We start from the raw sequence: 26,670 nt of genomic DNA, 5'->3' as shown, positions 1-26,670 counted from the left end.
TTCATAATTATATTCTAAATGATATTATAATATTTTATAAGAATAAAAATGAACCGTCCCTTATATATTAAAAGTGTGACTAAATGGTAGTATTTGTAGTATCCAAATAGGTACTATATTACATAATAGTGTCTACTTGATAAAAAATACATAACTGTTAATCTAGTTATATAAGGATACTTATAATGGGAGGTTTATATAATGGAATATTTTGAAGTTATTAAAAAAAGACACAGTGTAAGATCTTATAAATCTAATGAGATTGAACAGGAAAAGTTAGAAATGATCTTAGAAGCTGCAAGATTAGCACCTACTGCTGTGAATTGGCAGGCATTTAAAGTTATTGTTATATCTACCAAAGGAAGAGAAGAAGAATTGAAAAAAATATATAAAACAGATTGGTTTGTTGAGGCTCCATTAATTCTTGGTGTTTGTTCAATTCCTAAAAAATGTTGGTCAAGAAGAGATGGAAAAAGTTATAGTGACGTAGATGCTGCTATTGTAATGGATCATATAATATTAGCAGCTACGGACTTAGGACTTGGAACTTGCTGGATTGGTGCATTTGAATCCCAAGCTGCAAGAGATATATTAGAGCTTAATCCTTCGTGGGAACCTATAGCATTTACACCTATAGGATATGCTAAGGAAACAACCTTTAAAAAGGTAAGAAAGCCTATAGAAGATATTGTTGTTTATAAATAATATAGCTAAATCTCAATATAGGAGTGAGCAATTATATTGAAAACCTTATTTGATGAAACCATGATTAATAAAATGAAAATTAAAAATAGAATTATCCGTTCAGTAACTTGGGAAAACATGGTTGATGAAAGTGGAAAATTAAATGATGAATTAATCAAAGTATATAAAGATTTAGCTAAAGGTGGAATTGGGCTTATTATTACTGGAACTGCGTATGTGACTGAAGATACAAAAACTTTAAGTGGTCATATGGGAATTAACAACGATAGATTTATTAAGGATTATAAAAAGTTGACTGATATAGTTCATAGTCATGATTGTAGAATAATTCTTCAAGCTAATTATGCTGGTAAGGATGAGCAAATGTTGAAGCCTATAGAATTAACTTTGTTAAAATAAACTGTATTGATTCAATAAATTATGAAGAGACCTTTGAAGCCTGTAAATATACATGTATTCAACTTTCAAAGAAGGGGATAGATGGAATTGAAATCAGTGGTGAAATCAATAAAAAGCTTTCACCATATACTGAATCTATATTTAGAGATTATGCTACCAAAATTGCTGAAGAGGTTGAAGTTCCAATTATTCTTGTGGGATTAAATAGAACGTCTGCTATTGTGAATGAAATATTAAATAAAACTAAAATTGAATATTTTACACTTTCTCGCCCTTTAATTAGGCAACCAGAATTAGCGAATATTTGGCAAGAGGATATTAATAAAATGCCCAAATGTATATCTTGCAATAAATGCTTTAGAACGGCGGGAAATAGATGTATATTTAATCTTTAAAAAAGTTTGAAATCCCCGCTAATTACTGTGGGGATTTGTCATCTTTAACGTTTTCACATAAGTGGTCAATATACTCATTTGCCCAATCGCACATTAACTGTAATATTGGTACTACACTTTTTCCTAAATCAGAAAGAGAATATTCTACTTTAGGAGGAACTTGTGCATATACTTTTCTTATTATAAAACCATCATTTTCTAAGTCTCTTAATTGTTGCGTTAACATTTTTTGTGTAACTTTAGGCAAAAGCCTTTTAAGTTCACTAAATCTTAATGTTTCTTTTGATAAATGCCATAAAATTAATGATTTCCACTTTCCGCCGATTAAATCAATTGTTAATTCCATTGAACATTGATATTCTTTATTTTTTATTTTAACCATAATAAACACCCCTATCTATGGCAGATTGCTAATAGTATCAAATTTAATACTACTAAACTTAAAGATATGTACTTCCTAAAATATACATTACTATTATACCATGAGAATACAGCGGAGTTAGTATAATAATATTTTAAATAAAAATATTATTGACTTGTGCATCTTAATGCATATATAATAAGAACATGATGAATAATGAAAATTTAAAATGTAATACGGATTGTATAAAAGACATTGAAGAAATCTTTGATAATGAACTGTTTAAAGTATTATCAGAACCTATTAGGTGTAAGATAATCAAATATTTAGCTATTAATGGAGAAAGTGACATAAGCACTATTGCTGGCAATTTTGTTCAAGATCGTTCAGTAATATCTAGACATTTAAATCAAATATACAAGTTGAATTTACTTACTATGAGAAAAGAGGAGAGAAGGACAATTTATAATTTAAATGCTTTAGAGCTTTTAAATAAGTTTAAATTAACCACTGAAAAAATTAGGTTGTTAATAGAACATTGTAACCCATAGAACTTCAGTGGGTAATTTTTTTGTTACATATGTGCATATGTGCACACTATACCATTTAGGAGGATTATTATGGCGACAATTTTTTATTTTTCAGGTACTGGAAACTCATTAAACATGGCGAGGAAAATTGCAGAGAAATTGGATGGAAAGTTAATGCCTATAGTAAAAGCAATGGATATTGAGGAATTTAATGACGAGGTCATAGGTATAGTAGTGCCTATTTACTACATGGATATTCCTAATATTGTAAGAGAATTCTTAGAAAAAGTCAAATTCTCAAAGGAAAGTTATATTTTTCAGGTGGTTACCTGTGGTGGTATGGAAGGCATAGCTTTTAATACTACAAAAAAAATTCTTGAACAAAAAGGTTTAAAGCTATCCTATGGCTTTACAGCTATTCTTCCAGATAATAGTATAGCTTTACCTACAAAAGAAGAAAAGAAAATAGAATTTCTTAAAAATGAAGAAGATTATATAAATAGCATTACATTAGCTGTAAAAGAAAGAGTTGATAACTCAAATGAGCTCAAAGAAAGGATTAAGAATTTGGTCATGAGCAAAGTGCTAAAAAAAGGATTTAATTTTATTTATAAAATTGATAATAAGGCTATAGATAAATCAAAGTGTGTAAAATGTGGAATTTGTGAAAAAGTTTGTCCGCTTTCTAATATCTATAAAGAAGGAGATAATTTTATCATAGGAAGCCACTGTGAAAATTGTTTTGCCTGTGCTCAATGGTGTTCAAAGAAAGCAATTTCCATTGGAAAACTTAATGTAAACGACAAAACACAGTATACTCATAAAAATATCACTGCTCAAGATATTAGTAATCAAAAAAATAATGAATATGTAGTATAAAAAAAGTTATATGAAAATAATATTAATCAAATAAGTTTTAATTACAGTTACTCAATATAGCTAGACTATAGTCAGTATAGAAACATAATATAAAATAATGTTAGAATAATAAGCTTAAATAAAAAATTCACTACAAATTTGTGGTGAATTTTTTATTGTTTAAAAGAAATAAGTTGCTTACATAAATAATTTATTTCTATATATTTACTGAAAGGTTTAAAGTTGTAACTGCAAACATCGAAATATTTAGTATAAAGGTTACTCTTTTCCTGGATAAACAATATAAAAAACCATTTTATATTAGTTAATACTAGATTATAATTTATGATAAAAAAGTCCAATTTTAAAAACTTTTATATTTACGTATAAACTCTAAATCTAACTAATGAAATTTATTTAGGAGGGTATTATGGAAATAATTTTTGAATATGAGGAAAAGGAATATTTAGCTATTAGTACAATATCTGTAATAGGAAATTTTAATAATTATGATCCTCTTAAAGGACAGATGTTAAAGGAAAATAATAAATGGAGTTTTAAATGTGTTCTTCCACCAGGTGAACATTATTATAAATTTCTTATTAATGGAGAATTAAAACTTAATGATCCAATAGCTAATGTATATTTACCAGATGATAATGAGGAACTTTGGTCAGTAATTATGATTAATGAACAAGATCAACGACTTTATAACAATACTCAGTACACAACCCATATAGAGAAATACAATATAACTTCTAACATTCATGAAGAGGAATTTGTTGCTAATAAGAAAAATTTTAATATGATACTAGATAAAAAAATAGTGACAAGATTCCAATTTACTAATGTCACAGGATTACACGCCGTAACAACAGCATGGTATACACCAAAAGGGGAATTATTTCAAACTACAGAAAATAACTTATTTACATCACAAGAAAGTAAAGAGCCAATAATGATGTGGTTTTGGATGGATTTAGAAGATGATACACGTAAGTATCCTCATGGAACTTGGACAATGAAATTATTCATAGATGGAGAGTTTATTTTAGAAGATAAATTTAATTTATTAGAGGCAAATTCATATTCATCACAAGGTCAACTAACCTACTAGTTAAATTTAGTATAGAGTGAGTTATCTGTAATATTATACTGACACTAATGGTTAAAGAGTTAAAATGTAAAATTAAAGTTATAAATACATTAAAATAATGTGTTTAAATAAACAAAAATAAGTAAAGGAGTGAAGAAAATGATGAAATCTTCTCATATAACTAATAATCCTAATCAAAATTTAGCTCTTATTAATAATAGGAACACATGTAAATCAACAATTAAGAAAATGGACAATAGTGATTGCAAAACAAATATAGAAAGTACTAATGTAAAAGTAGCTGATAATGATTATAAAACATCAGTTATTAAAGACTTTAGTAATACTACGGAAATTATGTCTACAGAGAAAAAAACAACTAAAAGTTCTGTAGGTAAATTCTTTAAATCAATGTCAGAATCACTTTCTGTAGCTACAAATACTGTAAAAAATGTAACAACATCAATAGCAAATAATGTTAAGAAAACAGCAGTGTCTATAAGTGAAAGTGTTAAAAACACAGTAACTTCAGTTTCAAAAATTGTTAGAGAAACATCAAATGCAGTAAGTGAAAATATAAAAAAGGTTTCTGAATCAGTAACTAATAAAATAACAAAAACTGCTTCACAAATAGCTAGTACCGTTAAACAAGTTACAACTACTGCGTCGGGATTAAAACAAGCAGTTGAAGAAGTTAAAAATTCTGTTACAGCTATTATTAATACAACCATAAAAACAGCAGTATCTGTAAGTGAAGACGTTGCTAATATAGCAGGTAAAGTTGGACTTGCAGTAGCTAGTATAAAAGCTGTAACAAGTGATCCTAATAGTGGAATTATAAAAAAAGCAGTAGAAACTGTAGGTATTATAAAGACTGGAATAGATTCTGTAAAAGAGCCTGTTAAGAGAATACCAAATACTATTTCAACAGCTTATAAAGATATTGAAGAAAATTACAAAAATACTGTAAATACTATTAAAGATTCAATGTCTACTATTAATACAATTAAAAAAGACATAGTATCAGTTAGCAAAGAAGTAATTTCTACTGCAAAAACTATAGCAACTGAAGTAAAAGAGGCAAGTATAAGTATATCTAATACTTTAAAACAGTCTGCATCTGATATTAAAGATACAGTTAGCAAAGGCGTTAACGAAGTGACGCAGGCAGTAAAAGAAGGTTATACAGATTGCAAAAATGAAATTAATGAATCAATAGATGGTATAAAAAATAATGGTGGAATTAATCCAGTATTAGCTTAAAAGTGAAACGTTCAGATTATTTGTAGATAAAAGAAATATGTATATAAATTGTTAACTAACTTCCCTTAATAGGGACGGTTCATAATATATTCTATAAATTATATTATTTTATAAGAATAAAAATGAACCGTCCCTTTAATTTAAATTTATAATATTACTTAGGACATAATTGATACCATTTATTTTCCATTGTAGGTGGAGTATAAGTTTTCATCTTATCTATTAATGATTTAGGATTATCTGAAACTAAAATAAGCTCCATATTTGACTTATTCATAAAGCCTTCATTATAGGTCTTTTCAAGCATATTTAAAAGAGGATCAAAGAAATTTGAAATATTTAATATACCAATAGGCTTTTTATGAATACCAAGTTGGGCCCAACTTAGTATTTCAAAAAATTCTTCGAAGGTGCCAAGACCACCTGGAAGAGCTATAAAACCATCAGAAAGATCAGACATAGTTTGTTTTCTTTGATGCATATTTTCAACTTCAATAAGTTCGGTTAAATTTCGATGAACTATTTCGCCAGAAAAAAGAGCTTTAGGCATAACGCCTATGACTTTTCCATTATTTTCTAAAACTTCGCTTGATACTTCACCCATAAGTCCTATTTTTGAACCACCGTATACTAATTCAATTTCATTTTCTACTAATATTTTCCCTAATAATCTAGCACTTTCTTTGTATTCAGGGCGTGAACCTAAGTTAGAACCAGAATAAACACATATTCTTTTCATTGATATTACCTCCAATATTTTTAGTTATAAATTATAATGTTAAAAATTATCTTAACTATTGCTCATAGGTTATTTGTTAAGATTTAAATATTGATTTTAATTAATGGGTTTGAATAATATAAACTCCCAAAATTAATAAAATAATTCCTAAAACTCTTAATGAATTTATTGTATGAATTTGATTACCAAGCAATCCAAAATGGTCAAATATAACAGCAAGAATTATTTGACCACATATAACAAGACTAAACATATTAGCAAATCCAATTTTAGGAGAAGTAAATATGGTAGTAAAAATATAAAATGCTCCTAATAATCCTCCTGTAAACATCCACCAACTTGTATTTTTAATATTAATAAAATTTTGTGCTGAACTGGAGCCACTTAATATAGTAAAGAAGAATGTTATAGTAAGTACTATAGTTCCTACCGCAAAGCTAATAAGAGATGAAAGTATAGGACTTCCTATTTTTGAGCGAAGTTCTCCATTTATACCCACCTGTAATGTTAAGGCAAAACCTGATATTAGCGCTAGAAAGTAATATATAAATATCACAGTATAACCTCCATATCTTTATTATTTGATTAATTTCATAAATTAATTATAATTAGTTTATAGATATAAATAAAATTGATATTTAATATAGGAGGTATACTAAAAATTTATATGTATATTAATCTCGAACTTTATAGAATTTTTTATATCACAGCTAAATTAGGTAGTATATCTAAGGCAGCAAGAGAACTTTTTACGTCTCAGCCAGCTGTTAGCCATTCTATAAAATTGCTAGAAGAAAAATTAGGAGGACAAGTATTTTACAGAACTCCAAAAGGCGTTTCTCTTACAATAGAGGGTGAAGTTTTATTCAAATATATAGAGCAGGGCTATGGGTTTATGCAGACAGCAGAAAGAAAATTTATAGAGCTTAAAAATCTTAATTTAGGTCAATTAAGAATAGCAGTCTGCAGTACAGTATGTAAATATTACTTAATGAATTATCTTGAAAAGTATAAGAAAGAATTTCCTAATATAAAAATTTATATTACAGATAAGTCTACAAATAAAATAGTTGAATTGTTAGAGTCAGGAGAAATAGATATTGGAATTATAAATATGAATATTAATAAGAAAGATTTACTTAATATTATAAAAACATTTAAAACACAAGATTGTTTCGTGGTAGGTGAAAAATATAAGCATATTTGTAAAAAGCAAATAACTTTAAAGGAGCTTACGAATAATTACCCTATTATTTTGCTAGAAAGTGGAGGTAATTCAAGAGACTATATTGATAAATATTTTAGCTCAAATTCTTTAGTTGCATCACCAGAGATAGAGTTAAGCAATATGGAATTATTGATTGAATTTGCAAGAAGAGGCTTAGGTGTTTCTTGTGCTATAAAGGATTACATTCAAAATGAGCTAGAGGAAAAACAATTATATGAAGTGCCTGTTAAAGAAAAAATTCCTGAAAGAAATCTAGGAATAGTAACTAAAAAAGGTATTCCTATATCCACCGCAGCAGAAAAATTTATTGGACTTATAAAGGATTTATACTAAGGGACGGTTCATAATTATATTATAATATTTTATATAAGAGTAAAAATGAGCTCTCATTTTAATATTGATAGTATATTTTGGTGTCACAACTGTAGAAGTCAACATAGCTGTTGTATATTTCTGAATAGGAGGAGATTCAAATAAGAGGTGCAATACTTGGGGAATGTACTTATATAGATGAAATTTTTTTAGCATTTAATAATATGCAATTGAATTATAATTGGCTTATTACAAATTATGAATGCAATGATTATTCAGATGAAATGATACCTTATAATAAGGAGTATGTTTGGATTTCTGGAAGGGATTTATGGAGAATTGTATATAAAAATGAAATACAATTTATATGGGGAGTTTTTTCTGCCTTTTCTAAGGATGTTACCTTAAATGATGTTTTGAAATACTCTTTGCCATATGCAGATGGAAACCCTAATTTTTGGGTTAAAAATATTAATATGCAACATCCTCTTGCCGAAATAGAAATAGTACCTTGGGATTCATCACTTGTTTTGCTCATATCAAAGCATGATGAAATTGTAGAATCCTTTCTTAACTATTTTCCATATGCTGAAGACTTAATAACACATAATAGTAGAGAATAAAAAACATCTACTTAGCTAAGTTTCGACTAAGGGACAGTTCATTAAAAATATCTAAATTTTTTAATTATCATATGAAAATTTTGTTTAAGGCTTTAAGGAATGGCAATAATTATAAAAAAACTATGATAATTGGAGGAATTAAGGTGGCTAGAACAGCTAGAGTATTAAGCGAAAGCGGAATATATCATGTTATGACTAGAAGTTTTCCCGATAAACCTTTATTTTATGATGATAAAGATAAAGAAAAAATGCTTCAAATCTTAAGGAAATTGCAGATTGAAGAAAATTTTAAAGTTTATGCCTATTGCTTAATGGATACCCATACCCATTTTTTGATAGACATTAATGGTGGAGATCTAAGTAAAATGATGAAAAAATTTAACTTAAGATATGGAGGATATCTTAGAAAGTGTAAAAAGCATAAAGGACCGGTATTTAGAGATAGATATAAAAGCAAACCCATAAATAGTGATGCATACTTAATAGAAGTTTCTAAATATATACATAGAAATCCAGTAGATATAAAGGAATACAAAGAAAAACCAGAAGAGTACACATATTCAAGTCTATCATTGTATCTAGGATTAAAAAAAAATAGATTTAATATTTGTAATGAAGAATATATAATGAATTTCTTTGGTAAGAGAAAAAGAAGAGCGAGAGAGAACTACTATAAAACTATGTTTAATATAGAAAAAGAAAAACTTAAAGAAATAGAATTTGAAAATGATAGATCAGAATATAGAAGTGAAAAAGTTATTTTACTTAGAAATTGTTCGGAAAAGGAAATAAGTAATTTTGTTTGTGAGAAAACAGGAGTTGGACATATGGAGTTAAAATTGAAACATAGAAGAAAAAGTAGAAAGGCAAAGGCTATATATGTAGTATTTTTAACTCAGTTTAGTGGTAAAAGTCAAAAAGAAATATGCAAAACACTAGAGAACATAACACAATCTAATATATCTATGCTTTGCCAATATGGAGTAGAACTAATAATTAAAGATAAATTTTATCAGACTATGTTAGATGAATTAGTAGAAGTTAATCTTCAGAAAATAGCATGTAAATATAAAAAATTATTCTTATATACTACGTTATTATAATTGTGAGAAATAGGACAAGCTTAAAATACTATAATAGGATTTTGATAGTATTTAAGATAATAACAAGTCTAAATATATGTAATTAATTAAAATAAGCAAGAGTATTGAATTTTTATTTTTTATCTAAGGACGGTTCATAATTATATTCTAAATAGGATTAAAATATAAGAATAAAAATGAACCGTCCCTTATACTTAAAGGATTAATTTATTGGTAAGAATAGGTTAATAAAAATGAGGAAGAAAGCTTAAAAATATACGTATATAATTGTATTAATATATGATTTTAGAGGTGAGTTTAGTATGGAGAAGATTACAACTACAGAAAAATGGAATGCTGTAATAGACTGTAATAAGCAGTATGATGGATTATTTTATTATGCTGTTAAATCAACAGGTATTTTTTGTAGACCATCCTGTAAAGCTAAGACACCACTAAAAAAGAACATTTTGTTTTTCAATAGTGTAGATGAAGCTAGAAATGCAGGTTTTAGACCATGTAAAATATGTAGACCAGATATAAACGAACATATTTATGAACCTAATAAAATGTTACTTGAAAAGGCAAAAGATATGCTAGCGTTAAATTATAATAGTGAATTTAGTTTAAAGTTCATATCTCAAGAAATTGGTATAAGTGAAAGTTATTTTAGGAGATTATTTAAGCAATATTATAGTCTAACACCAAATGAATATATTTTTAAAATAAGAATTAATAAGTCTATGGAATTATTATTACAAACTAATTTAGACATTCTTGAAATAGCTTATGAAGTTGGATTTAAAAGTTTGTCCAATTTCTACAAATATTTTAAAGAACAAGTTGGACATACACCAAAGGAATATAGAAAAAGAAATAATATAAATGAGGTGAGTATAAGATAATGCCTTTATTTTTTTATAATACAGATATAGGAAGAATTGGAATAGAGGAAAAGAAGGGAGAGATATGTGGTGTATACTTTAAAGATAAAAGGTTACCACAAGAAGTAGATATTTATGAGACAGAAATATTAAAAGAAGCATCATATCAACTTAATAAATATCTTTCTGGAAAGCTTAAAACTTTTTCATTACCTTTAGCTTCTGTTGGAACAGAATTTATGCAAGAAGTATGGCAATTGATATGTGAAATCCCTTATGGAAAAACTTTTACTTATAAGGAATTAGCAGAAAAGGTTGGTAAGCCTAAAGCTGCACGTGCAGTTGGGCTTGCATGCAACCGTAATCCAATACCAATTTTTATCCCATGCCATCGTGTTGTAGGTAGTAATGGTAAGCTTAATGGATATATTGGAGGAATAGATATTAAAGAACGATTGTTATTATTGGAGGCAAAGTGATGAAAGGATTAATACAAATCTATAATTTACTATTAACGGCTTATGGAAAAAGAAGTTGGTGGCCTGCAAAGACAGCTTTTGAGATGATGGTTGGAGCAATACTTACACAAAATACATCATGGACTAATGTTGAGAAAGCAATAGCTAATTTAGGAGATAACTTATCACCAGAATTTATAGAAACCGTTTCAAATAAAGAACTTGGAGAAATTATACGACCTAGTGGATACTATAATCAAAAGGCGATTAGACTAAAGGCCCTTACTTCATGGTTTAAAAAATACTCATATGATATTAAAAATACAGAGGGTACAGATGGACAAGTCCTACGTGATGAATTATTAGAAATTAAAGGAGTTGGAAGGGAGACTGCTGACTCAATTTTAACTTATGCTTTAAATATTCCTTTTTTTATTGTAGATACTTATACTAAGCGTATATTATATAGAATTGGATATGATATACCTAAAAATTATGATGAGTTAAGAGTTAAAATTGAGGAGAGTATACCAAAGGATTTATACATATATAACGAGTTTCATGGTCTTATTGTAGAACATGCTAAATGTTACTGTAAAAAGTCACCTAATTGTGAAGGATGCCCACTTGAATCTATATGTGAAAAGAGAATTCCCAGTAGCTATATAAAGTAATCAATATTTTAAGGGACGGTTCATAATTATATTCTAAATTAAGCTTTTAATTTTAGGAATAAAAATGAACCGTCCCTTAGAGCTTTAAACATATTAGAAAATAAAAAATACATTTAAACCTTTAAAAATATTTTAAAATATATATTTATGTAGTTTTTTGTCTACTTGTGTTAACTGCTATATTATTGTATAATTGGAATAGCGTAACAAAATTGAATAATAAAGAAATAGGTTTAGTGCAGATAATTGCTTGCATTAATTAAAAGGGAAGTTGGGTGAAAATCCCACACGGTCCCGCCGCTGTAAGAGTGTAGTCTTTTCAAATAAACCACTGGGAAACTGGGAAGGTAGAAAAGATGATGATACTTGAGTCAGAAGACCTGCCTATTTTTTCACCGGAACTCTACGAGTGATAGAGGGTGTTTTAGATATTTCTTATTTTACACAAGTAATAGTGAAACCTCTTGATTTTTGAATTGAGAGGTTTTTTTATATGGAAATTTTTAAAAGATATTCTATAGGAGGAATTTAAATGAATAAAAATAAATCTTTTATGGAAAAGGTGGTATAGGAAAATCTACAATAGCATCAAATGTTGCAGCGACTTTTTCTAGTATTGGACTTAAAGTTCTTTTTATAGGCTGTGATCCTAAAAGCGATTCTAGTAGAAATTTAATAGGCAAAAAGATACCATCTGTTATTAAAAGTCTTCAGGAGAAAGGAAACAATATCGCGGAAGAAGATATTATAAAGATAGGCTTTAATGGGATTTCTTGTGTTGAAGCAGGTGGTCCTGAAGCTGGAGTTGGTTGTGCAGGGAGAGGCATAATAACTATGGTGGAAGAACTTGAACATCTTAATATCCTTCATAAGTCTTGGGATGTAATTATATATGATGTACTAGGTGATGTTGTTTGTGGTGGGTTTTCTGTTCCAATGAGAGAAAAATATGTAGACGCAATATATATAGTCTCTTCTTCAGACATAAAGAAATGTCTTAAAGAAGATTTTGCAATGAAGAATATATCTATCTTATCAACAATAAAGAAGGGGACAAATTCTGAGAATTTTTATATAAATAATAGATATTCCGAAGTGAAATTTTTTGAAGAAGAAAAGAAACTTTTAGAGGAAATAAGTAGTGGAGATATTATTATAGCTGATCCTATTTTTCAAAATTTTATTCCATATGAAAATAAAGTGAAGTTTATTCCACTACCTTATTTAGGGTTTAGTGGAAGAGAATTTTCTCATATTGATTATAAATACATTGGGGAAAAAGGGTTCAACTATTTTAAAAAATACTTAAAAAATTAATAGAGTTTAGGAGGAATTTTTATGAATAAAAAAACAAAAAGTTTAAAATTAATAGTTATGTCAGTACTGTTATCATCAATTTTTATTATAGGGGGATGTTCAAATAATAAAAATAATGAGCCTACTGAAAAGGAAAGCACTAAGCAAACAAAAAAAGAAAAAACAGATGGAACTAAGACTATTGTAGATACTACAGGTAAAGAAGTTAAAATGCCTTCGGAGGTTAAATCTATTGCAGCAGTACCAATTCCATGGGCTTCTATAATTTATGCAGTTGATGGCAATGGGGAAAGAATTAGTGGAATGCACCCTTCAGCGCAAAAATCTTATGAAAAATCTATTTTAAATGATATGGCTCCAGAGCTTAAAAATGCAAGCACTAATTTTGTAGATAATGATTTCACAATACATATGGAAGAAGCAAAAAAGCTTAATCCTGATGCTATGATAATATGGGATTACCAAGAAGCTGAAATTGAACAGCTAAAAAATATTGGGATACCTGGTATTACATTAAAATATGGAACTCTTAAAGATCTTCAAAATGGAATAAAAGTTATAGGGGATGTATTAGATAAACAAGATCAAGCATTAAAATTAATAGAATATCATAAGGAAACAGAAGAATATTTTGTTTCAGTAAAAGATAAATATGAACAAAGTAAAAAGCCAAGAGTATTGTACTTAAGAGATGAAGAACTTAAAGTTGCAGGAAGTAAATCCGCTAATAATGCCTTTATAGAAATGTCTGGAGGAAATAATGTATCTAAAGATACTCCAGGCCAATGGGTAAATGTAACCATGGAGCAAATAATTGAATGGAATCCAGAAATAATCTATTTAAGTAATTTTTCTGATTTCAAACCAGAAGATATTTTAGAAAATAAGATTGAAGGACAGGATTGGAGTAAAATTGATGCAGTAAAAAATAATAAGGTATATAAGACTCCAATGGGTATTTATAGATGGGATGCTCCTTGCGCTGAGACTCCAATTATGATTAAGTGGATGTCTACTGTTCAGCAGCCAGAAATATTTAATAAATTAGATATAAAAAAAGAATTAAAAGATTTCTATACAAAATTTTTAAATTATAATTTAAAAGAAGATCAAATAAATAGAATATTAAATATAAAGTAGTGGTAGTTGATAATGAATAAATTATATGAACAGAAAAGAAAAAACAAATTAAATGGTCTATAATGATAGTCATGCTTATGATTACATTTTTTGTATCATTATTTATGGGAAGATATATTGTTTCACCTAAAGTGGTATTAGAAATATTGCATAGCCATATTTTTAAAGTTAATTTAAATATGTATGAAGTTGAAAGATCAGTAGTTCTTCGGATAAGGCTCCCAAGAACTATACTTAGTCTACTCATTGGGGCGGGTTTAGCTATTTCTGGAACTACTTTTCAAGGTTTATTTAAAAATCCATTAGTTAGTCCGGACGTATTAGGAGTTAGTAGTGGAGCTGGTTTTGGCGTAGCTTTAGGAATATTAATATTTAATAATTCTACATTTACTTCATTAAGTGCATTTACTTTTGGTATAGTAAGTGTTGTTTTAATATTTTTGCTTGCGAAAAATAAAAATAAAGTTACTGTATTGTCACTTGTACTATCTGGAATTGTAGTATCATCTATCTTTTCATCATTAATATCTTTGGTAAAATATGTTGCAGATCCATATGATAAACTTCCAGCTATAACCTATTGGCTAATGGGAAGCTTTGCAAAGACCTCTTTTAAAGATATTAAATTAGTTATAGTTCCAATAATGGCAGGAATTATTATATTGTTGCTATTGAGATGGAGAATTAATATACTTTCCCTTAGAGATGAGGAGGCTAATTCTCTTGGTGTTAATCCAGTGAAAATAAGGTTAATTGCAATAATTTGTGCTACTATAATTACTGCATCATCTGTAACGGTAGTTGGAGTTATAGGATGGGTTGGATTAGTGATACCTCATATAGCTAGAAGAATAGTAGGAGTGGATCATAAAAATTTATTGCCGGCTTCAGGAATCATTGGTGCAATATTTTTAACCATAGTAGATATTGTTGCAAGAACAGCTACTTCAGTTGAAATACCTATTGGTATATTAACTGCTTTAATAGGAGCTCCATTTTTTGGATATTTATTAAAGCGCAATAGGAAAGTAACAGGTGATTGGTAATGATTATAGAAGTAAAAAACGGAACTTATTGGTATATAAAAGGAAAATCAGTATTAAATAATATAAATTTTTCTCTTGAAGAGGGAAGTGTAATGACCATCTTAGGCCAAAATGCTGTAGGGAAGACAACTTTATTAAAGTGCATATCAGGTTTATTAAAATGGAAGTCAGGAGAAACCTTTGTACATGGTAGAAAAATTACATCTATTAATGACTTTTGTGAAATTGGTTATGTACCTCAGGCTAGAGGACTCCCTTTTCCATATACAGTTAAAGAGATGACATCTATGGGAAGAGCAAGATATGTAAAAATGTTCTCAGTACCTTCTAAAGCAGATATTAAAAAGATTGAAGATACTTTAGAAGATATAGGAATATCACATTTAGCAGATGTTCCTTGTAATCAGCTCAGTGGAGGACAGCTTCAATTAGTATACATTGCAAGAGCATTAGTAGCTGAACCTAAGGCATTGATTTTGGACGAACCCGAATCTCATTTAGATTTTAAAAATCAGCTTTATGTATTAGAATTAATGAAAAATTTGGTAGATAAAAAGGGCATTTCATGTATCATTAATACGCATAATCCTGAAAATGCTTTAAATATATCTGATAAAACATTATTTTTAGGAAAAAATGATTACTTAGTAGGAGAAACAAAAAAACATAATCACAGAAGAAAATATTAAAAAATATTTTGATGTGACTTCAAAAATAGTATCAGTGCCTCATGAAGATGAAATATTAACAACTATTATAGCTATAAAATAATAGCTTTATTTTGTAATTATGATTTAGCACAAAAAAGCTATGAGCAAGAATTTATAGCTTTTTAGAAAAATTAATATTAAATTTTCTTATATTAATTAGGTTTATACAATTGAAATTATGGAGATAAAATAAAGGCTTACTTTTGATAGTAAGCCTTATTTTATCTATAGTTAATATTCAATGTATAAGAATTAGATGATGTGAATAAATAGATATGTGATAGTTTGTATTTCATATAGTGATAGTGGGTATATTATAGTTTATATAGTATTTATTTTATAATGAGAAGAATTAAAATAGAGGTATATAATACTTTATATTATATAAACAGAGGAGAGATTATAATTGGAAGGTGGTCTTGGATCTAGTAATATTATTTTTCAAATTATTCTTGTGGTAATATTAACTTTAATAAATGCATTTTTTTCTTCTGCAGAAATGGCAATAGTATCTATGAATAAAAATAGAATTAAAATATTAGCAGAAGAAGGGAATAAGAAAGCACAATTGCTAGAAAAATTAAATGAAGAACCCAGTAAATTATTAGCAACAATACAGGTAGGTATTACATTAGCAGGATTTTTCTCAAGTGCTTCTGCTGCTACAGGAATATCCAGTTATTTAAGTAGGTATTTATCACAATTTAACATACCTTATGTTAATCAAATATCATTAATATCAATTACAATAATAATAGCATACTTAACTTTAGTGTTTGGAGAATTGTACCCAAAAAGAATTGCATTACAAAAATCAGAAACAATTGCAATGCTTTCTATAAAGCCTATATTAATTGTTTCAAAAATCACTGCACCATTTGTAAAATTACTCTCCTTATCAACAAATGCACTTGTAAAACTATCAGGATTGAACACAGAAAATTTGGATGAAAAGATATCAAGAGAGGAAATAAAATCATTAGTTCATGTAGGGAGAGAACATGGTGTTTTTAATGAAACAGAAAGTGAAATGATAAATAGCATTATTGAATTTGATGACAAGTTAGCTAAAGAGGTAATGAAACCTAGAACAGAAACATTCTTGCTGAATATAAATACTCCTATAATGGAAGCTTTAGATAAATTATTAAGAGAAAATTATTCAAGAGTACCTGTATATGAAGAAAATCCAGATAATATTATAGGTATTTTATATATGAGAGATATGCTTGCTGAAGCAAAAATAAAAGGATTTGAAAATATAGAAATAAGGCCAATACTTCATAAACCGTATTTTGTAATAGAAAATAAGCCTATTGATGATTTATTTAAGGAATTACAGTCAAAAAAAATTCATATGGCTGTTTTAATTGATGAATATGGTGGATTTTCAGGTATAGTAACAATAGAGGATTTAATTGAGGAAGTTATGGGAGAAATCAATGATGAATATGATGAATTAGAATTACTTATTGAAAAAATAGATGACAATACGTTTCTTATCAATGGTCTTCTTTCTCTAAATGATTTTAATAGTTATTTTGATGTAGATCTTCAATGTGAGGACTTTGATACAATTGGTGGATTCTTATTAAATATAATAGGTGGCATACCTGAAACAGATGAAGAAAAATTAGTTGAGTATGAAAATTTATCATTTAAAGTAGAAGAAGTTCTTGATAAACGTATAAGTAAAATAAAAATGTATATAGAAAGATAACTACTATGCATTTATTTTTAGCTAATGCGGCTCACAAATTTTCGTATATTAAAATCTTCTAATAAGAATGTGAGTTCTGAAAAGTTTTAGTGATAAGTCTAATAAAAAATCTTTTTATTAGATTATAAATAAGATTAAATGAATATCAAATATAGGTAGAGCCCTAATTTTATAAGGGCTCTTTGTATGAATAAATTTATATGGTTACTTCTCTTCTAGGTATCTTAAATTTTATTGCTCTTTCTATTTCCTCTAAGGTCTTTTGATTTTTTGGATCTATAAATAGACAAGTGTATCCTTTTTCACCAGCTCTTCCTGTTCTACCAATACGATGTATGTAGCCTTCAGCACTTTCTGGGATATCATAATTATATATATGAGTAACTCCACTTACATCTAATCCTCTAGCTGCAACATCTGTAGCTATTAAGTACTGAATATCTGCATTTCTAAAAGATTTCATTATTCTTTCACGTTTTGACTGAATTAAATCACCATGTAACTTTTCACATTTAAATCCACGTCTATGAAGCGCTATTTCAAGATCATCAGCCCTTCTCTTAGTCCTGCAAAATATGATAGCCATAAATGGATTATCTTCTTCTAAAACTGCACATAATGCATCTTGTTTTTTTCTATCTGTGGTTTCCACCACAAACTGTTTAATGTTATTAAGTGTAACTGTTTCTTTTTTTATAGTAACCATTAAAGGATCATTCATATACCTATAGGCTAATTTTTTAACTTGAGAATCCATAGTTGCAGAAAAACAAAGGGTTTGATGCTTTTTAGGGGTTTCCTTTATAATAGCTTCAACCTCATTTTTAAATCCCATAAATAACATCTGATCTGCTTCATCTAATACTAAGGTTTTCAATTTGCTAAGATCTACTGTTTTTCTTTTAATATGGTCTAAAAGTCTACCAGGAGTTGCAATGATTAGATGGATATTTCCTTTTAGTTTCTTAAGTTGTGCTCCTATATCTTTTCCTCCATATGCTGCTAAAATATTTATATCTTTAGCAACTTTAAGCTTCATAGCTTCCTCAGTTATTTGAATAGCTAGTTCTCTTGTAGGAGACACAATCAATGCTTGAACTGCATCTATATTAGGTGATATATTTTCAAAGATAGGAAGTAAAAAAGCAAGGGTTTTCCCTGTACCAGTTTGCGCTTCTGCTATAACATCTCTACCTTCTTTAATAAATGTAATGCTTTCTTCTTGAATTGCCGTTGGCCTAGTAATACCTGAATTTTTTAATACAGTTATTATATCTTCACTAATTCCTAAATTTTTAAAACTCATTATTTTTTACCTTTCATCGCTAAATTATATTTTTATTTATTTAAATCAATTAATAGTATCATATTATTAGTATTAATTCATATAGTAAATTTCATGTAAGACTAATAAAAAAATAAGAAGTTATGTAAAAATATTATTTCTAGAATAACTTTTTTATATTTCCTAGAGATTTCACAAATTAAATGGTATTATAACATTTTATAAGAATAAAAATGAACCGTCCCTTAAATTAAAAAATAATAGATGACATAGTGGTGTCAGCTATTGTTTTTTATAATGAATTTAAAGGATATATTTATTGATTATTTTTTACAAATTTCTTAGTCTTGGGTTGAATAAAAAATATAAGGAGGAATAAGAATGCTTATAGATAGCCATGCACATTTATATTCAGAAAGATTTGATAGAGATAGAGATAAAATTATTAGAGAGTTGAAGGGTGATGGTATTGAACTAGTAATATTACCAGGAGCATGCATTGAAAGTTCAATTGAGGCGGTTTCACTGGCAGCTGAATATGGCAATTTATATGCTACTGTTGGTGTTCATCCAAATAATTCAGATGAGATGGATTGTGATTCAATAAAAGCTCTAAGAAATTTAGCAGGGCATAGCAAAGTAGTAGCTATAGGGGAATGTGGATTAGATTATCATTATGAAAATTATCAAAAGGAAGTTCAGAAGAAATGGTTTATAGAACAAATAAGGTTAGCAAAGGAATTGGCGTTACCTGTAGTAGTTCATGATCGCGATGCAAATATTGACACCTATAATATTTTAAAGAAGGAACAGGATGGAAATTTAACTGGAGTACTACATTGTTACTCTGGAGATTTAGAACTTGCAAAAAAATATATTGATATGGGATTTTATATATCTATAGCAGGTCCTGTTACCTATAGAAGTGCTAGAAAACTTCAAGAGGTAGCAAAAGAGATACCTCTTGAATATTTGTTAATTGAAACAGATTCACCTTATTTAACACCTTCAGATCTTGGTCGAAAACGAAATCAGCCTTCTTATGTAAGGTATGTTGCAGGAACAATTGCACAATTAAGAAAGATACCTTTTGAAAAAGTAGAGATTCAAACAAATAAAAACACGAAGAAAATTTTTAATATTGACATTTAAAATAATTTACTTTTGATACAGAATTGGGGACAGTTCATTAAGAATATGAGATAAGTATTTAAATATTTATTATGAACCGTCCCTTAGGAAGATAATATTTATGAAAACCACTAAATAATATAGTGGTTTTTTATTTTGAGGTAAGAAGAAATATAAGTAAATTATTTAAAATATTATAATAAATTGTAGGAACAAGTATAATTAAATAATCCAAGGACATTTGATATTTATTAAATGAAAAGGGAGCCATATAGATGCCTACAATAACTAATAGATTTATGATTGCTCTATTTGAAAGATTTGACAAGGTCATATATAACCGTGATTTAAGAGAAGATTTCTTTGGTGTACAAGCTTGTCAATATGAAGAGGAGAAGGAAATATTTAATTTACTTGAAGCACTTCAAAGAGATAATCTTAAATTAGGGATACATTTTCCACTAAGAGTAAATCAATGGAAATTTAGAGATCCTCAATATTTATCAAAAGATGAAAAACAACGTATGGAATCATTTGAATTTATTGCTAAAGAGTTTAAATTTGTAAGTAAATTTAATCCAAATTATGTACTTTTACATTATCCTAAGCCAGTAATTTTAGATGATAGGGTAGATTGGACAAACTTGAGGTTTGCAGATAAATCAGAGTACTACTATGAGTCACAATATTCTTGTAATGAATTTGAAGAAAGAAGTAGAGACTTTTTTAAATGGATATCAAATAAAGCTAAGGAATTAAATATTTCAGTGATATTAGAGTTAGATGCTGTGAATTCATATATTTATAATACAAATTTATTAGAAGAATTATTGGAAGAGTATAGCAATATAAAGCTCTGTCTAGATATAGGTAGGCTTCATCTCCAAGAGAAGCTTGATGATAATTTTGATTCCTATGGATTCATGAAAAGATTTGTAAAATATGCAGAAGTAATACACTTATGGAATGTAAAAGTTTCAAATAATTTAGAATGTAGCCATTTTCCTATTTTATCTTATCAAAAGCCTTGCGAAGGGTGGGCAGATATAGAAAAATATATGAAAATAATTAATGAGTATAATAATACATGTAAATTTGTATTTGAACATTACTCAGATAAGATAACTGATGAAGAGTTAGAAGAATGTTATAAATGGATAGAAAGTTTATTAATATAGTATGAAAATTTAATTTGTATAAAAAATGTGGTTTTGAAATATAAATAGCATTTAAATATTAAACAAAAAATATAGAAGAATAGAACTTTATTAAAACTTAACCTATGGTTAAGTTTTAATTATTATATTCAACTATGCTTCCATTGGTATTTTAAATACTACAATGTATACTTAATATATAAGATCTTATAATACATTTAATGGAGCGTATGAATATGGAAAGATTACAAATTGGTGAAGTGATATGTAAATTAAGAAAGGAAAGAGCTATTACGCAAGAGCAACTAGCTAATTTTATAGGAGTTTCTATGGCTGCTGTTTCAAAATGGGAAAATGGGGTTTCATATCCAGATATAACGTTACTGCCAGTATTAGCAAAATTTTTTAACGTAACTATAGATAAACTATTAAATTTTGAAATTGAACTATCTGATGAAGAAGTTAAGAAAATCTATAGTGAATGTGAGAAGCTTTTTAATAGTGCAAATGATTTTGATTTAGCTATTGAAAAAAGTAAAAGCTATATTTTAGAATATCCAAGTAGTTATTATCTAAAAGATAAAATAGCTCATTTGTTTTTTGCTTATTCATGGAAAGCTAATGATAAAGAAAAGTCTATGAATATGCTTACATATACTATTAAATTATTTGAAGATGTAGCGTCAAATTGTACAGATACTGAGCTTATAGAATGTGCATTATTTGCATTAGGTGCACTGTATTCATCAATTGATGAGGATGATAAGGCAATAGATTCTTTAAATAAAATTCATAAAAGCCAATGTGATTCTAATGATATACTTGCAACCATATATATTAAACAGAAGAAATTTAAAGAAGCTAGAAATTTACTTCAAAGCAAATTATATAAATATATTTATGAGATACCTCTTATTTGCATGAATTTGGCTACCTCCTATGGAAGATATGAAAAAGATTTTGACATGGTAGAAAGATATTATAAGTTGGCAATAGATTTTAAAAAAGTATTATCACCTGATGGAGATGGGGCTTTAAAATTATGGACAGAATATTTTAATTTGACAAGAGTATATTTGCAAATTAATAAAAATAGTAAAGCTATAGAAGCATTAAAAACAATGGTAAATTGCATAAGGAAATATGATATTAATGATTTTGGAAATCTAAATAATATTTGGTGTTTTAATGAAATTGAATGTGGAGAAAAATCACTAACAATGAATTTATATGAAAATATTTTTAAAATGCTTGAAGACTCAGTTTTTGATCCAATTAGAGAGTGTAAAGAGTTTATTGATATATTAATAGATTTAAAAAATTTAGAAGTGAAATCTTTGGCTAAAAAATGAAAAATTAATACTATACTTATATTTCTTTTAAATAAAATACTATTGTAATTAATGCTAATAATAGTTTTATTTAATAATATACTAAAACATTATTCTATGGTATAATCTCTTTATATCATAAAATATTCTCGTATATCATCGGAGATAAGGTCCGAAAGTTTCTACCTGCTAGCCGAAAATTAGCAGACTACGGGGTTAAGTTGTTTTAGTAAAGATATTAATTTCTATTATTAAAATTGACGCACCTCAAATATATATTTGAGGTGTTTTTATTTTTCCCTAAATATAATGAGAAATTCTAAAAAATTATTAAATATTCTATGACATAATTTTCAATATTATTTTGTGAAATATACATAGATGTACGAGAACATATGATAAATATATTTTTAGGGGGATTACAAGAGTGGAAGAAAATATACAAAATCTTTGTAATGATGAGTTACTTTATGGAATTAATGATACTCCTAGCATAAGTACGCAAATATTATTAGGATTTCAAAATATATTTGCTGCCTTTGGAGGAATCATAGCAGTACCGTTAGTAATATCAAGTGCATTGGGTTTTGATGGAGCAATTGCTACTGCAGTTTTAAGTGCATCTATTTTAGCAGCTGGTATAGCTACAATAATACAATCTAAGGGAATAGGTCCTATAGGTTCAAAAATGCCTTGCATAATGGGAACTGATTTTACCTTTGTTGCTCCAGCAATTGCTATTGGATCAGTTGCAGGACTACCGGCTATAATTGGAGCAACTATTTTGGGAGCCATAGTAGAAGTTATTTTAAGTTATTTTATTAAACCACTAATGAAACTATTTCCACCACTAGTTACAGGAACAGTAGTATGTTTAATAGGCTTAACATTATTGCCAGTATCAGTTGACTGGGCAGCAGGTGGAGTAGGTGCTGCTGATTATGGAAGTTTAATTAATGTTTCAATAGCTATGTTTGTAATGTTTATAACTTTACTCTTAAACAGGTATGGTAATGCTATAGTGAGCAGTGCATCAATATTAATAGGAATGGTTATAGGTTATATTATATGTATTCCATTAAATATGGTAGATTTTACTTTAGTGAAAGAAGCAAGTTGGTTTGCGCTGCCTAACATATTTAAATATGGCGTAGATTTTAATTTCAAATATGTATTACCTTTTATTCCAGCTTATTTTGTTGCAACTATAGGAAGCGTTGGATGTTTAGTATCTATTTGTGAAGTTTCAAAAGTCAAAGCAGATGAGAAAATTATTGGACGAGGCGTGCTAGCAGATGCTATCGGAAGTGCATTGGCAGGAGTTGTTGGTGCTTTCCCTAATACAGTTTTCAGTCAAAATGTTGGATTAATTCCATTGACAAGAAATGCAAGCCGTTCAGTAGCAACAATGGCAGGAATACTTTTAGTAGTATTAGGTTTTTTTCCAAAGTTTGCAGCATTAATTAATATTATGCCACAGCCAGTACTTGGCGGTGTTGGAATAGTTATGTTTGGTACCATAGCTGCAGCAGGAATTAAGACTTTAAGTAGAGTTGAGATAAATAATAGAAACTTATTGATAATAGCAACATCAATAGGATTAGGCTTAGGGGTTACTTTCCGCCCAGAGTTCATTGCTCAATTACCAGAAGCAGTAAAGATGATTTTTTCATCAGGAATATCAACTGGTACAATTGTGGCACTTATTTTAAATAAAATATTAAAGGAAGAAAAAACAAATGAAGGAAGTATTGAAGATGGAAAAGCTGCGTAAGAAAATATTAGAAGAAGGTATGGCGTTAAATAAAACAGTTTTAAAAGTAGACTCATTTTTAAACCATGGTGTAGATCCAAAACTTATGTATGAGATAGGAACTTATTTTAAAAATTATTTTAAAGATAAAGAAATAACTAAGGTGTTTACTATAGAAAGTTCAGGTATTGCACCAGCTGTGATGGCTGCTATGCAGATGGATTTGCAAATGGTAACTTTAAAAAAGCAAACTTCTAAAATCTTAAAAGGTGAAGTTTATCAAACTACGGTTCACTCTTTTACTAAAGGACTAGATTATGAATTAACACTTTCTAAGAAGCACATAAATGAGAATGACAACATACTTATAATAGATGACTTTCTAGCAAATGGAGAAGCTGCTTTAGGTGCAGCAAGATTAATTGAAGCTAGTGGAGCTAAGGTTGGTGGAATAGGAATAGTTATAGAAAAATCCTTCCAACCAGGAAGAGACATGCTAATAGAAAAGGGATATGATGTTTATTCTCTTGCTAGAATTAAGAAATTAGATAAGGATTTAATTGAATTTGTAGAAGAATAAAATAAATTTACAAAATGATTTAGAAAAATTTGGGGGCTATTACATATAGAAAATAAGCTATATCTTGAATGAAATCAATGATATGGCTTTATTTTTTATAAGAAATAATTATTTTAGTCAATAAGAGTTAGAGTATTACCATCTAAATCCATTTTGTATAATTTTAAAACTTTTTAGATTAATTTTAGATTAATTATCTTTAGGCAAAATTCATTAATTAAAGAACTTAAATGGAATTAAGAAAATTTGGTATTAAGTTTTCTTAATCTTTTTTCTTTATTAATTTAAATATATAATTAAAACTAATTAAGGCTTATTTTTTAAAATCAAGAATAGCATAAATTATCAAAAAAACAGTTTAAGTTATAGATAAAATATAACTATAGTGAGGATGTGAATTGATGGATTACTTTGAAAGAATACAAAATGCTATTGAATTTATAGAGGAGAATCTTGAAGAAGAAATAGAAATTAATGAGGTTGCGTCAAAAGCTTTTTTTTCAGCTTTTCATTTCCAAAGACTTTTTCAAGCAATTTCAGGGTTTTCTGTACAGGAGTATATAAGAAAAAGAAGATTATCGAAAGCAGCAGTTTTACTGAAGAAAACAAATAAAAATATATTGGATATAGCTATTTATTATCAATATAATTCTCAGGAAGCATTTACTCGGGCATTTAAAGGTTATTTTGATATAACGCCGGCTGTATATCGAAAGACTAATATAAATGTTAATAAGCAAAACAAAATTAATTTCCTTGATTATAGAAAAAATATTAAAGGAGAAATAAATATGAATAAGCCTGATATTATTATTTTAACCAAGATAAATATTATGGGATATGAATATAAGACAAATTTAAATAATTATGAGTATTTTAAAAATATACCTGAATTCTATAATGATTTTGGGAAAAATGAATATTATCTACGGATTCCGCAAAGATCTAAACCAAGCATTTGCTATGGGATAGCATGTAATTTTCAAGATAACGGTGGATTTTCATTTATTATTGGTGAAGAAATAGATACTTTTTCTGAAGATATAGATGATAATTTTATTAATTTTGAAATTCCTGAGGGGAAATATGCAGAATTTAAAATATGTGGAGCAGTTGATTTAGTTCAAAATACAAGAAGATATATTTATAGTAATTGGTTACCAAATTCTAATTACGAGAGAAGAGAAGGGCCTGATTTTGAGGTTACGGATGTCTGTAACTCAACATTTCCAAATAATATGAATATGAAAATATATATACCTATTAAGTAGAAAATTTACTTTCACATTTATTTTGTAGACAAAGCAGGTGAATAAGATGAACATAGAAATAGCTTTTAATGAATTTCCAGTTTTGGAATCGGAAAATTTAATATTAAAAAAAATTGAGTCTAGTAATATAGAAGAACTATATGAAATTTATAGCAATGAAAAGGTATTTAAATATTGTGGAATTATACCAAAAAAGAATATTAAAACTATAAGTAATATGGTTACTCATTTTGAAAGAGATTATAATAAAAGAGATAGAATTAAATGGGGGGTATTTTTAAAAAATGAGAGTGATATATTAGTTGGAATTATTGAAGCCATGGATTTTAAGCCAAGGATAGATATGGTAACAATAGGATATTTTTTATCAGAGCCATATTGGGGAGAGGGTATTGCATCCCAAGCTCTTAGAATATTAATAAAATTTTTATTTGAGAAGGTTGATGTTAATAGAATTCAAGCAGAAGTTATGCCAGAAAATGAAGCCTCAAAGAAAGTACTTTTTAAAAATGGCTTTATAAAAGAAGGATTACTAAGACAGGCTACTTTATGGTCTGGCAAGGGTATAGTAGATTTGGAGATATATAGCATTCTAAAAGAAGATTATAAGGAGTAACTTACC

Annotated in this window: 28 protein-coding genes and 2 riboswitches; of the genes, 24 read left to right on the top strand and 4 right to left on the bottom strand. The window is 27.8% G+C overall.

Annotation, left to right across the window (positions count from 1 at the left end):
• Positions 1–201: 201 nt before the first annotated feature.
• Positions 202–705 (top strand): nitroreductase family protein, encoded by a 504-nt coding sequence (locus tag ACY1IQ_RS02250; RefSeq protein ID WP_461612429.1) that lies wholly within the window; start codon positions 202–204, stop codon positions 703–705.
• A 36-nt stretch (positions 706–741) separates the two neighbouring features.
• Positions 742–1,104 (top strand): oxidoreductase, encoded by a 363-nt coding sequence (locus ACY1IQ_RS02245; RefSeq protein WP_461612428.1) that lies wholly within the window; start codon positions 742–744, stop codon positions 1,102–1,104.
• Positions 1,105–1,521: 417 nt separating this feature from the next.
• Here the strand turns inward: ACY1IQ_RS02245 and ACY1IQ_RS02240 are convergent, their stop codons facing one another.
• Positions 1,522–1,881: a winged helix-turn-helix transcriptional regulator gene (locus ACY1IQ_RS02240; protein WP_039633778.1), complete on the bottom strand. Its 360-nt coding sequence runs from the start codon at positions 1,879–1,881 to the stop codon at positions 1,522–1,524.
• 188 nt (positions 1,882–2,069) lie between these two features.
• On the opposite strand from ACY1IQ_RS02240, the gene ACY1IQ_RS02235 reads away from it, so the two are divergent.
• The 4 genes from ACY1IQ_RS02235 to ACY1IQ_RS02220 all read left to right on the top strand — a co-directional run bounded on the left by ACY1IQ_RS02235 (position 2,070) and on the right by ACY1IQ_RS02220 (position 5,607).
• On the top strand, positions 2,070–2,411 hold the full coding sequence (locus ACY1IQ_RS02235; protein WP_461612427.1) for an ArsR/SmtB family transcription factor: 342 nt from the start codon (positions 2,070–2,072) through the stop codon (positions 2,409–2,411).
• A gap of 69 nt (positions 2,412–2,480) precedes the next feature.
• Entirely contained in the window at positions 2,481–3,269 is a 789-nt protein-coding gene (locus ACY1IQ_RS02230) for an EFR1 family ferrodoxin (RefSeq protein ID WP_461612426.1), read from the top strand.
• A 409-nt stretch (positions 3,270–3,678) separates the two neighbouring features.
• Positions 3,679–4,365, top strand: coding sequence for an early set domain-containing protein (locus ACY1IQ_RS02225; protein ID WP_461612425.1), 687 nt, complete (start codon positions 3,679–3,681; stop codon positions 4,363–4,365).
• Between the two features lie 138 nt (positions 4,366–4,503).
• Positions 4,504–5,607 carry a hypothetical protein gene (locus ACY1IQ_RS02220; protein ID WP_461612424.1) on the top strand — a complete coding sequence of 368 codons (1,104 nt, stop codon included), beginning with the start codon at positions 4,504–4,506 and terminating at the stop codon, positions 5,605–5,607.
• A gap of 154 nt (positions 5,608–5,761) precedes the next feature.
• Here ACY1IQ_RS02220 and ACY1IQ_RS02215 read toward each other — a convergent pair whose 3' ends face one another.
• Positions 5,762–6,346, bottom strand: coding sequence for an LOG family protein (locus ACY1IQ_RS02215; RefSeq protein WP_461612423.1), 585 nt, complete (start codon positions 6,344–6,346; stop codon positions 5,762–5,764).
• A gap of 100 nt (positions 6,347–6,446) precedes the next feature.
• Positions 6,447–6,902, bottom strand: coding sequence for a DMT family transporter (locus ACY1IQ_RS02210; RefSeq protein ID WP_461612422.1), 456 nt, complete (start codon positions 6,900–6,902; stop codon positions 6,447–6,449).
• Positions 6,903–7,013: 111 nt separating this feature from the next.
• On the opposite strand from ACY1IQ_RS02210, the gene ACY1IQ_RS02205 reads away from it, so the two are divergent.
• The 11 genes from ACY1IQ_RS02205 to ACY1IQ_RS02155 all read left to right on the top strand — a co-directional run bounded on the left by ACY1IQ_RS02205 (position 7,014) and on the right by ACY1IQ_RS02155 (position 17,540).
• The gene (locus ACY1IQ_RS02205; RefSeq protein WP_461612421.1) at positions 7,014–7,907 is read left to right on the top strand and encodes a LysR family transcriptional regulator; all 894 of its coding nucleotides are present in this window, start codon (positions 7,014–7,016) and stop codon (positions 7,905–7,907) included.
• A 203-nt stretch (positions 7,908–8,110) separates the two neighbouring features.
• Entirely contained in the window at positions 8,111–8,509 is a 399-nt protein-coding gene (locus tag ACY1IQ_RS02200; RefSeq protein ID WP_461612420.1) for a hypothetical protein, read from the top strand.
• Positions 8,510–8,580: 71 nt separating this feature from the next.
• Positions 8,581–9,612, top strand: coding sequence for a transposase (locus tag ACY1IQ_RS02195; protein ID WP_461612419.1), 1,032 nt, complete (start codon positions 8,581–8,583; stop codon positions 9,610–9,612).
• Between the two features lie 302 nt (positions 9,613–9,914).
• Complete coding sequence (locus ACY1IQ_RS02190) at positions 9,915–10,496, top strand: bifunctional transcriptional activator/DNA repair enzyme AdaA (protein ID WP_461612418.1); 582 nt, start codon at positions 9,915–9,917, stop codon at positions 10,494–10,496.
• Positions 10,496–10,954 carry a methylated-DNA--[protein]-cysteine S-methyltransferase gene (locus ACY1IQ_RS02185; RefSeq protein WP_461612417.1) on the top strand — a complete coding sequence of 153 codons (459 nt, stop codon included), beginning with the start codon at positions 10,496–10,498 and terminating at the stop codon, positions 10,952–10,954. The genes ACY1IQ_RS02190 and ACY1IQ_RS02185 overlap by 1 nt, the downstream gene beginning before the upstream one ends.
• A complete protein-coding gene (locus tag ACY1IQ_RS02180; RefSeq protein ID WP_461612416.1) occupies positions 10,954–11,607 on the top strand; it encodes an endonuclease in 654 nt (217 codons plus the stop codon). Before ACY1IQ_RS02185 ends, ACY1IQ_RS02180 begins: the two co-directional genes overlap by 1 nt.
• 212 nt (positions 11,608–11,819) lie before the next feature.
• A riboswitch (cobalamin riboswitch) is annotated at positions 11,820–12,009 on the top strand.
• 144 nt (positions 12,010–12,153) lie between these two features.
• Entirely contained in the window at positions 12,154–12,924 is a 771-nt protein-coding gene (locus ACY1IQ_RS02175) for a nucleotide-binding protein (protein WP_461612589.1), read from the top strand.
• 21 nt (positions 12,925–12,945) lie between these two features.
• Positions 12,946–14,064, top strand: coding sequence for an ABC transporter substrate-binding protein (locus tag ACY1IQ_RS02170; RefSeq protein WP_461612415.1), 1,119 nt, complete (start codon positions 12,946–12,948; stop codon positions 14,062–14,064).
• A gap of 62 nt (positions 14,065–14,126) precedes the next feature.
• Entirely contained in the window at positions 14,127–15,110 is a 984-nt protein-coding gene (locus ACY1IQ_RS02165; RefSeq protein WP_461612414.1) for a FecCD family ABC transporter permease, read from the top strand.
• Positions 15,110–15,799 carry an ABC transporter ATP-binding protein gene (locus tag ACY1IQ_RS02160; protein ID WP_461612413.1) on the top strand — a complete coding sequence of 230 codons (690 nt, stop codon included), beginning with the start codon at positions 15,110–15,112 and terminating at the stop codon, positions 15,797–15,799. Before ACY1IQ_RS02165 ends, ACY1IQ_RS02160 begins: the two co-directional genes overlap by 1 nt.
• A gap of 427 nt (positions 15,800–16,226) precedes the next feature.
• Positions 16,227–17,540, top strand: coding sequence for a hemolysin family protein (locus tag ACY1IQ_RS02155; protein ID WP_461612412.1), 1,314 nt, complete (start codon positions 16,227–16,229; stop codon positions 17,538–17,540).
• A 196-nt stretch (positions 17,541–17,736) separates the two neighbouring features.
• Here ACY1IQ_RS02155 and ACY1IQ_RS02150 read toward each other — a convergent pair whose 3' ends face one another.
• A complete protein-coding gene (locus tag ACY1IQ_RS02150; protein WP_461612411.1) occupies positions 17,737–18,846 on the bottom strand; it encodes a DEAD/DEAH box helicase in 1,110 nt (369 codons plus the stop codon).
• A 360-nt stretch (positions 18,847–19,206) separates the two neighbouring features.
• On the opposite strand from ACY1IQ_RS02150, the gene ACY1IQ_RS02145 reads away from it, so the two are divergent.
• The 7 genes from ACY1IQ_RS02145 to ACY1IQ_RS02115 all read left to right on the top strand — a co-directional run bounded on the left by ACY1IQ_RS02145 (position 19,207) and on the right by ACY1IQ_RS02115 (position 26,664).
• On the top strand, positions 19,207–19,977 hold the full coding sequence (locus ACY1IQ_RS02145; protein ID WP_461612410.1) for a TatD family hydrolase: 771 nt from the start codon (positions 19,207–19,209) through the stop codon (positions 19,975–19,977).
• A gap of 254 nt (positions 19,978–20,231) precedes the next feature.
• Positions 20,232–21,134, top strand: a complete 903-nt coding sequence (locus tag ACY1IQ_RS02140) for a sugar phosphate isomerase/epimerase (protein ID WP_461612409.1) — start codon at positions 20,232–20,234, stop codon at positions 21,132–21,134.
• Positions 21,135–21,349: 215 nt separating this feature from the next.
• Positions 21,350–22,465: a helix-turn-helix domain-containing protein gene (locus ACY1IQ_RS02135; protein ID WP_461612408.1), complete on the top strand. Its 1,116-nt coding sequence runs from the start codon at positions 21,350–21,352 to the stop codon at positions 22,463–22,465.
• Positions 22,466–22,573: 108 nt separating this feature from the next.
• A riboswitch (purine riboswitch) is annotated at positions 22,574–22,675 on the top strand.
• Positions 22,676–22,871: 196 nt separating this feature from the next.
• Positions 22,872–24,218 carry a uracil-xanthine permease family protein gene (locus ACY1IQ_RS02130; RefSeq protein WP_461612407.1) on the top strand — a complete coding sequence of 449 codons (1,347 nt, stop codon included), beginning with the start codon at positions 22,872–22,874 and terminating at the stop codon, positions 24,216–24,218.
• Positions 24,202–24,777, top strand: coding sequence for a xanthine phosphoribosyltransferase (locus ACY1IQ_RS02125; protein ID WP_461612406.1), 576 nt, complete (start codon positions 24,202–24,204; stop codon positions 24,775–24,777). Before ACY1IQ_RS02130 ends, ACY1IQ_RS02125 begins: the two co-directional genes overlap by 17 nt.
• A gap of 401 nt (positions 24,778–25,178) precedes the next feature.
• The gene (locus ACY1IQ_RS02120) at positions 25,179–26,048 is read left to right on the top strand and encodes a GyrI-like domain-containing protein (RefSeq protein WP_461612405.1); all 870 of its coding nucleotides are present in this window, start codon (positions 25,179–25,181) and stop codon (positions 26,046–26,048) included.
• A gap of 46 nt (positions 26,049–26,094) precedes the next feature.
• Positions 26,095–26,664: a GNAT family N-acetyltransferase gene (locus tag ACY1IQ_RS02115; RefSeq protein WP_461612404.1), complete on the top strand. Its 570-nt coding sequence runs from the start codon at positions 26,095–26,097 to the stop codon at positions 26,662–26,664.
• Positions 26,665–26,670 lie beyond the last annotated feature (6 nt).

Source organism: Clostridium sp. Marseille-QA1073, from assembly GCF_054863625.1.
The sequence above is the reverse complement of the archived record's forward strand: the minus strand, read 5'-3'. Positions and strand labels throughout refer to the sequence as shown.

Coding starts and splice junctions, on each gene's coding strand:
- ACY1IQ_RS02250 (WP_461612429.1), top strand. CDS start 202: ATGGAATATTTTGAAGTTATTAAAAAAAGACACAGTGTAAGATCTTAT.
- ACY1IQ_RS02240 (WP_039633778.1), bottom strand. CDS start 1,881: ATGGTTAAAATAAAAAATAAAGAATATCAATGTTCAATGGAATTAACA.
- ACY1IQ_RS02235 (WP_461612427.1), top strand. CDS start 2,070: ATGAATAATGAAAATTTAAAATGTAATACGGATTGTATAAAAGACATT.
- ACY1IQ_RS02230 (WP_461612426.1), top strand. CDS start 2,481: ATGGCGACAATTTTTTATTTTTCAGGTACTGGAAACTCATTAAACATG.
- ACY1IQ_RS02225 (WP_461612425.1), top strand. CDS start 3,679: ATGGAAATAATTTTTGAATATGAGGAAAAGGAATATTTAGCTATTAGT.
- ACY1IQ_RS02220 (WP_461612424.1), top strand. CDS start 4,504: ATGATGAAATCTTCTCATATAACTAATAATCCTAATCAAAATTTAGCT.
- ACY1IQ_RS02215 (WP_461612423.1), bottom strand. CDS start 6,346: ATGAAAAGAATATGTGTTTATTCTGGTTCTAACTTAGGTTCACGCCCT.
- ACY1IQ_RS02205 (WP_461612421.1), top strand. CDS start 7,014: ATGTATATTAATCTCGAACTTTATAGAATTTTTTATATCACAGCTAAA.
- ACY1IQ_RS02200 (WP_461612420.1), top strand. CDS start 8,111: ATGCAATTGAATTATAATTGGCTTATTACAAATTATGAATGCAATGAT.
- ACY1IQ_RS02195 (WP_461612419.1), top strand. CDS start 8,581: ATGAAAATTTTGTTTAAGGCTTTAAGGAATGGCAATAATTATAAAAAA.
- ACY1IQ_RS02190 (WP_461612418.1), top strand. CDS start 9,915: ATGGAGAAGATTACAACTACAGAAAAATGGAATGCTGTAATAGACTGT.
- ACY1IQ_RS02185 (WP_461612417.1), top strand. CDS start 10,496: ATGCCTTTATTTTTTTATAATACAGATATAGGAAGAATTGGAATAGAG.
- ACY1IQ_RS02180 (WP_461612416.1), top strand. CDS start 10,954: ATGAAAGGATTAATACAAATCTATAATTTACTATTAACGGCTTATGGA.
- ACY1IQ_RS02170 (WP_461612415.1), top strand. CDS start 12,946: ATGAATAAAAAAACAAAAAGTTTAAAATTAATAGTTATGTCAGTACTG.
- ACY1IQ_RS02165 (WP_461612414.1), top strand. CDS start 14,127: ATGATAGTCATGCTTATGATTACATTTTTTGTATCATTATTTATGGGA.
- ACY1IQ_RS02160 (WP_461612413.1), top strand. CDS start 15,110: ATGATTATAGAAGTAAAAAACGGAACTTATTGGTATATAAAAGGAAAA.
- ACY1IQ_RS02150 (WP_461612411.1), bottom strand. CDS start 18,846: ATGAGTTTTAAAAATTTAGGAATTAGTGAAGATATAATAACTGTATTA.
- ACY1IQ_RS02145 (WP_461612410.1), top strand. CDS start 19,207: ATGCTTATAGATAGCCATGCACATTTATATTCAGAAAGATTTGATAGA.
- ACY1IQ_RS02140 (WP_461612409.1), top strand. CDS start 20,232: ATGCCTACAATAACTAATAGATTTATGATTGCTCTATTTGAAAGATTT.
- ACY1IQ_RS02135 (WP_461612408.1), top strand. CDS start 21,350: ATGGAAAGATTACAAATTGGTGAAGTGATATGTAAATTAAGAAAGGAA.
- ACY1IQ_RS02125 (WP_461612406.1), top strand. CDS start 24,202: ATGGAAAAGCTGCGTAAGAAAATATTAGAAGAAGGTATGGCGTTAAAT.
- ACY1IQ_RS02120 (WP_461612405.1), top strand. CDS start 25,179: ATGGATTACTTTGAAAGAATACAAAATGCTATTGAATTTATAGAGGAG.
- ACY1IQ_RS02115 (WP_461612404.1), top strand. CDS start 26,095: ATGAACATAGAAATAGCTTTTAATGAATTTCCAGTTTTGGAATCGGAA.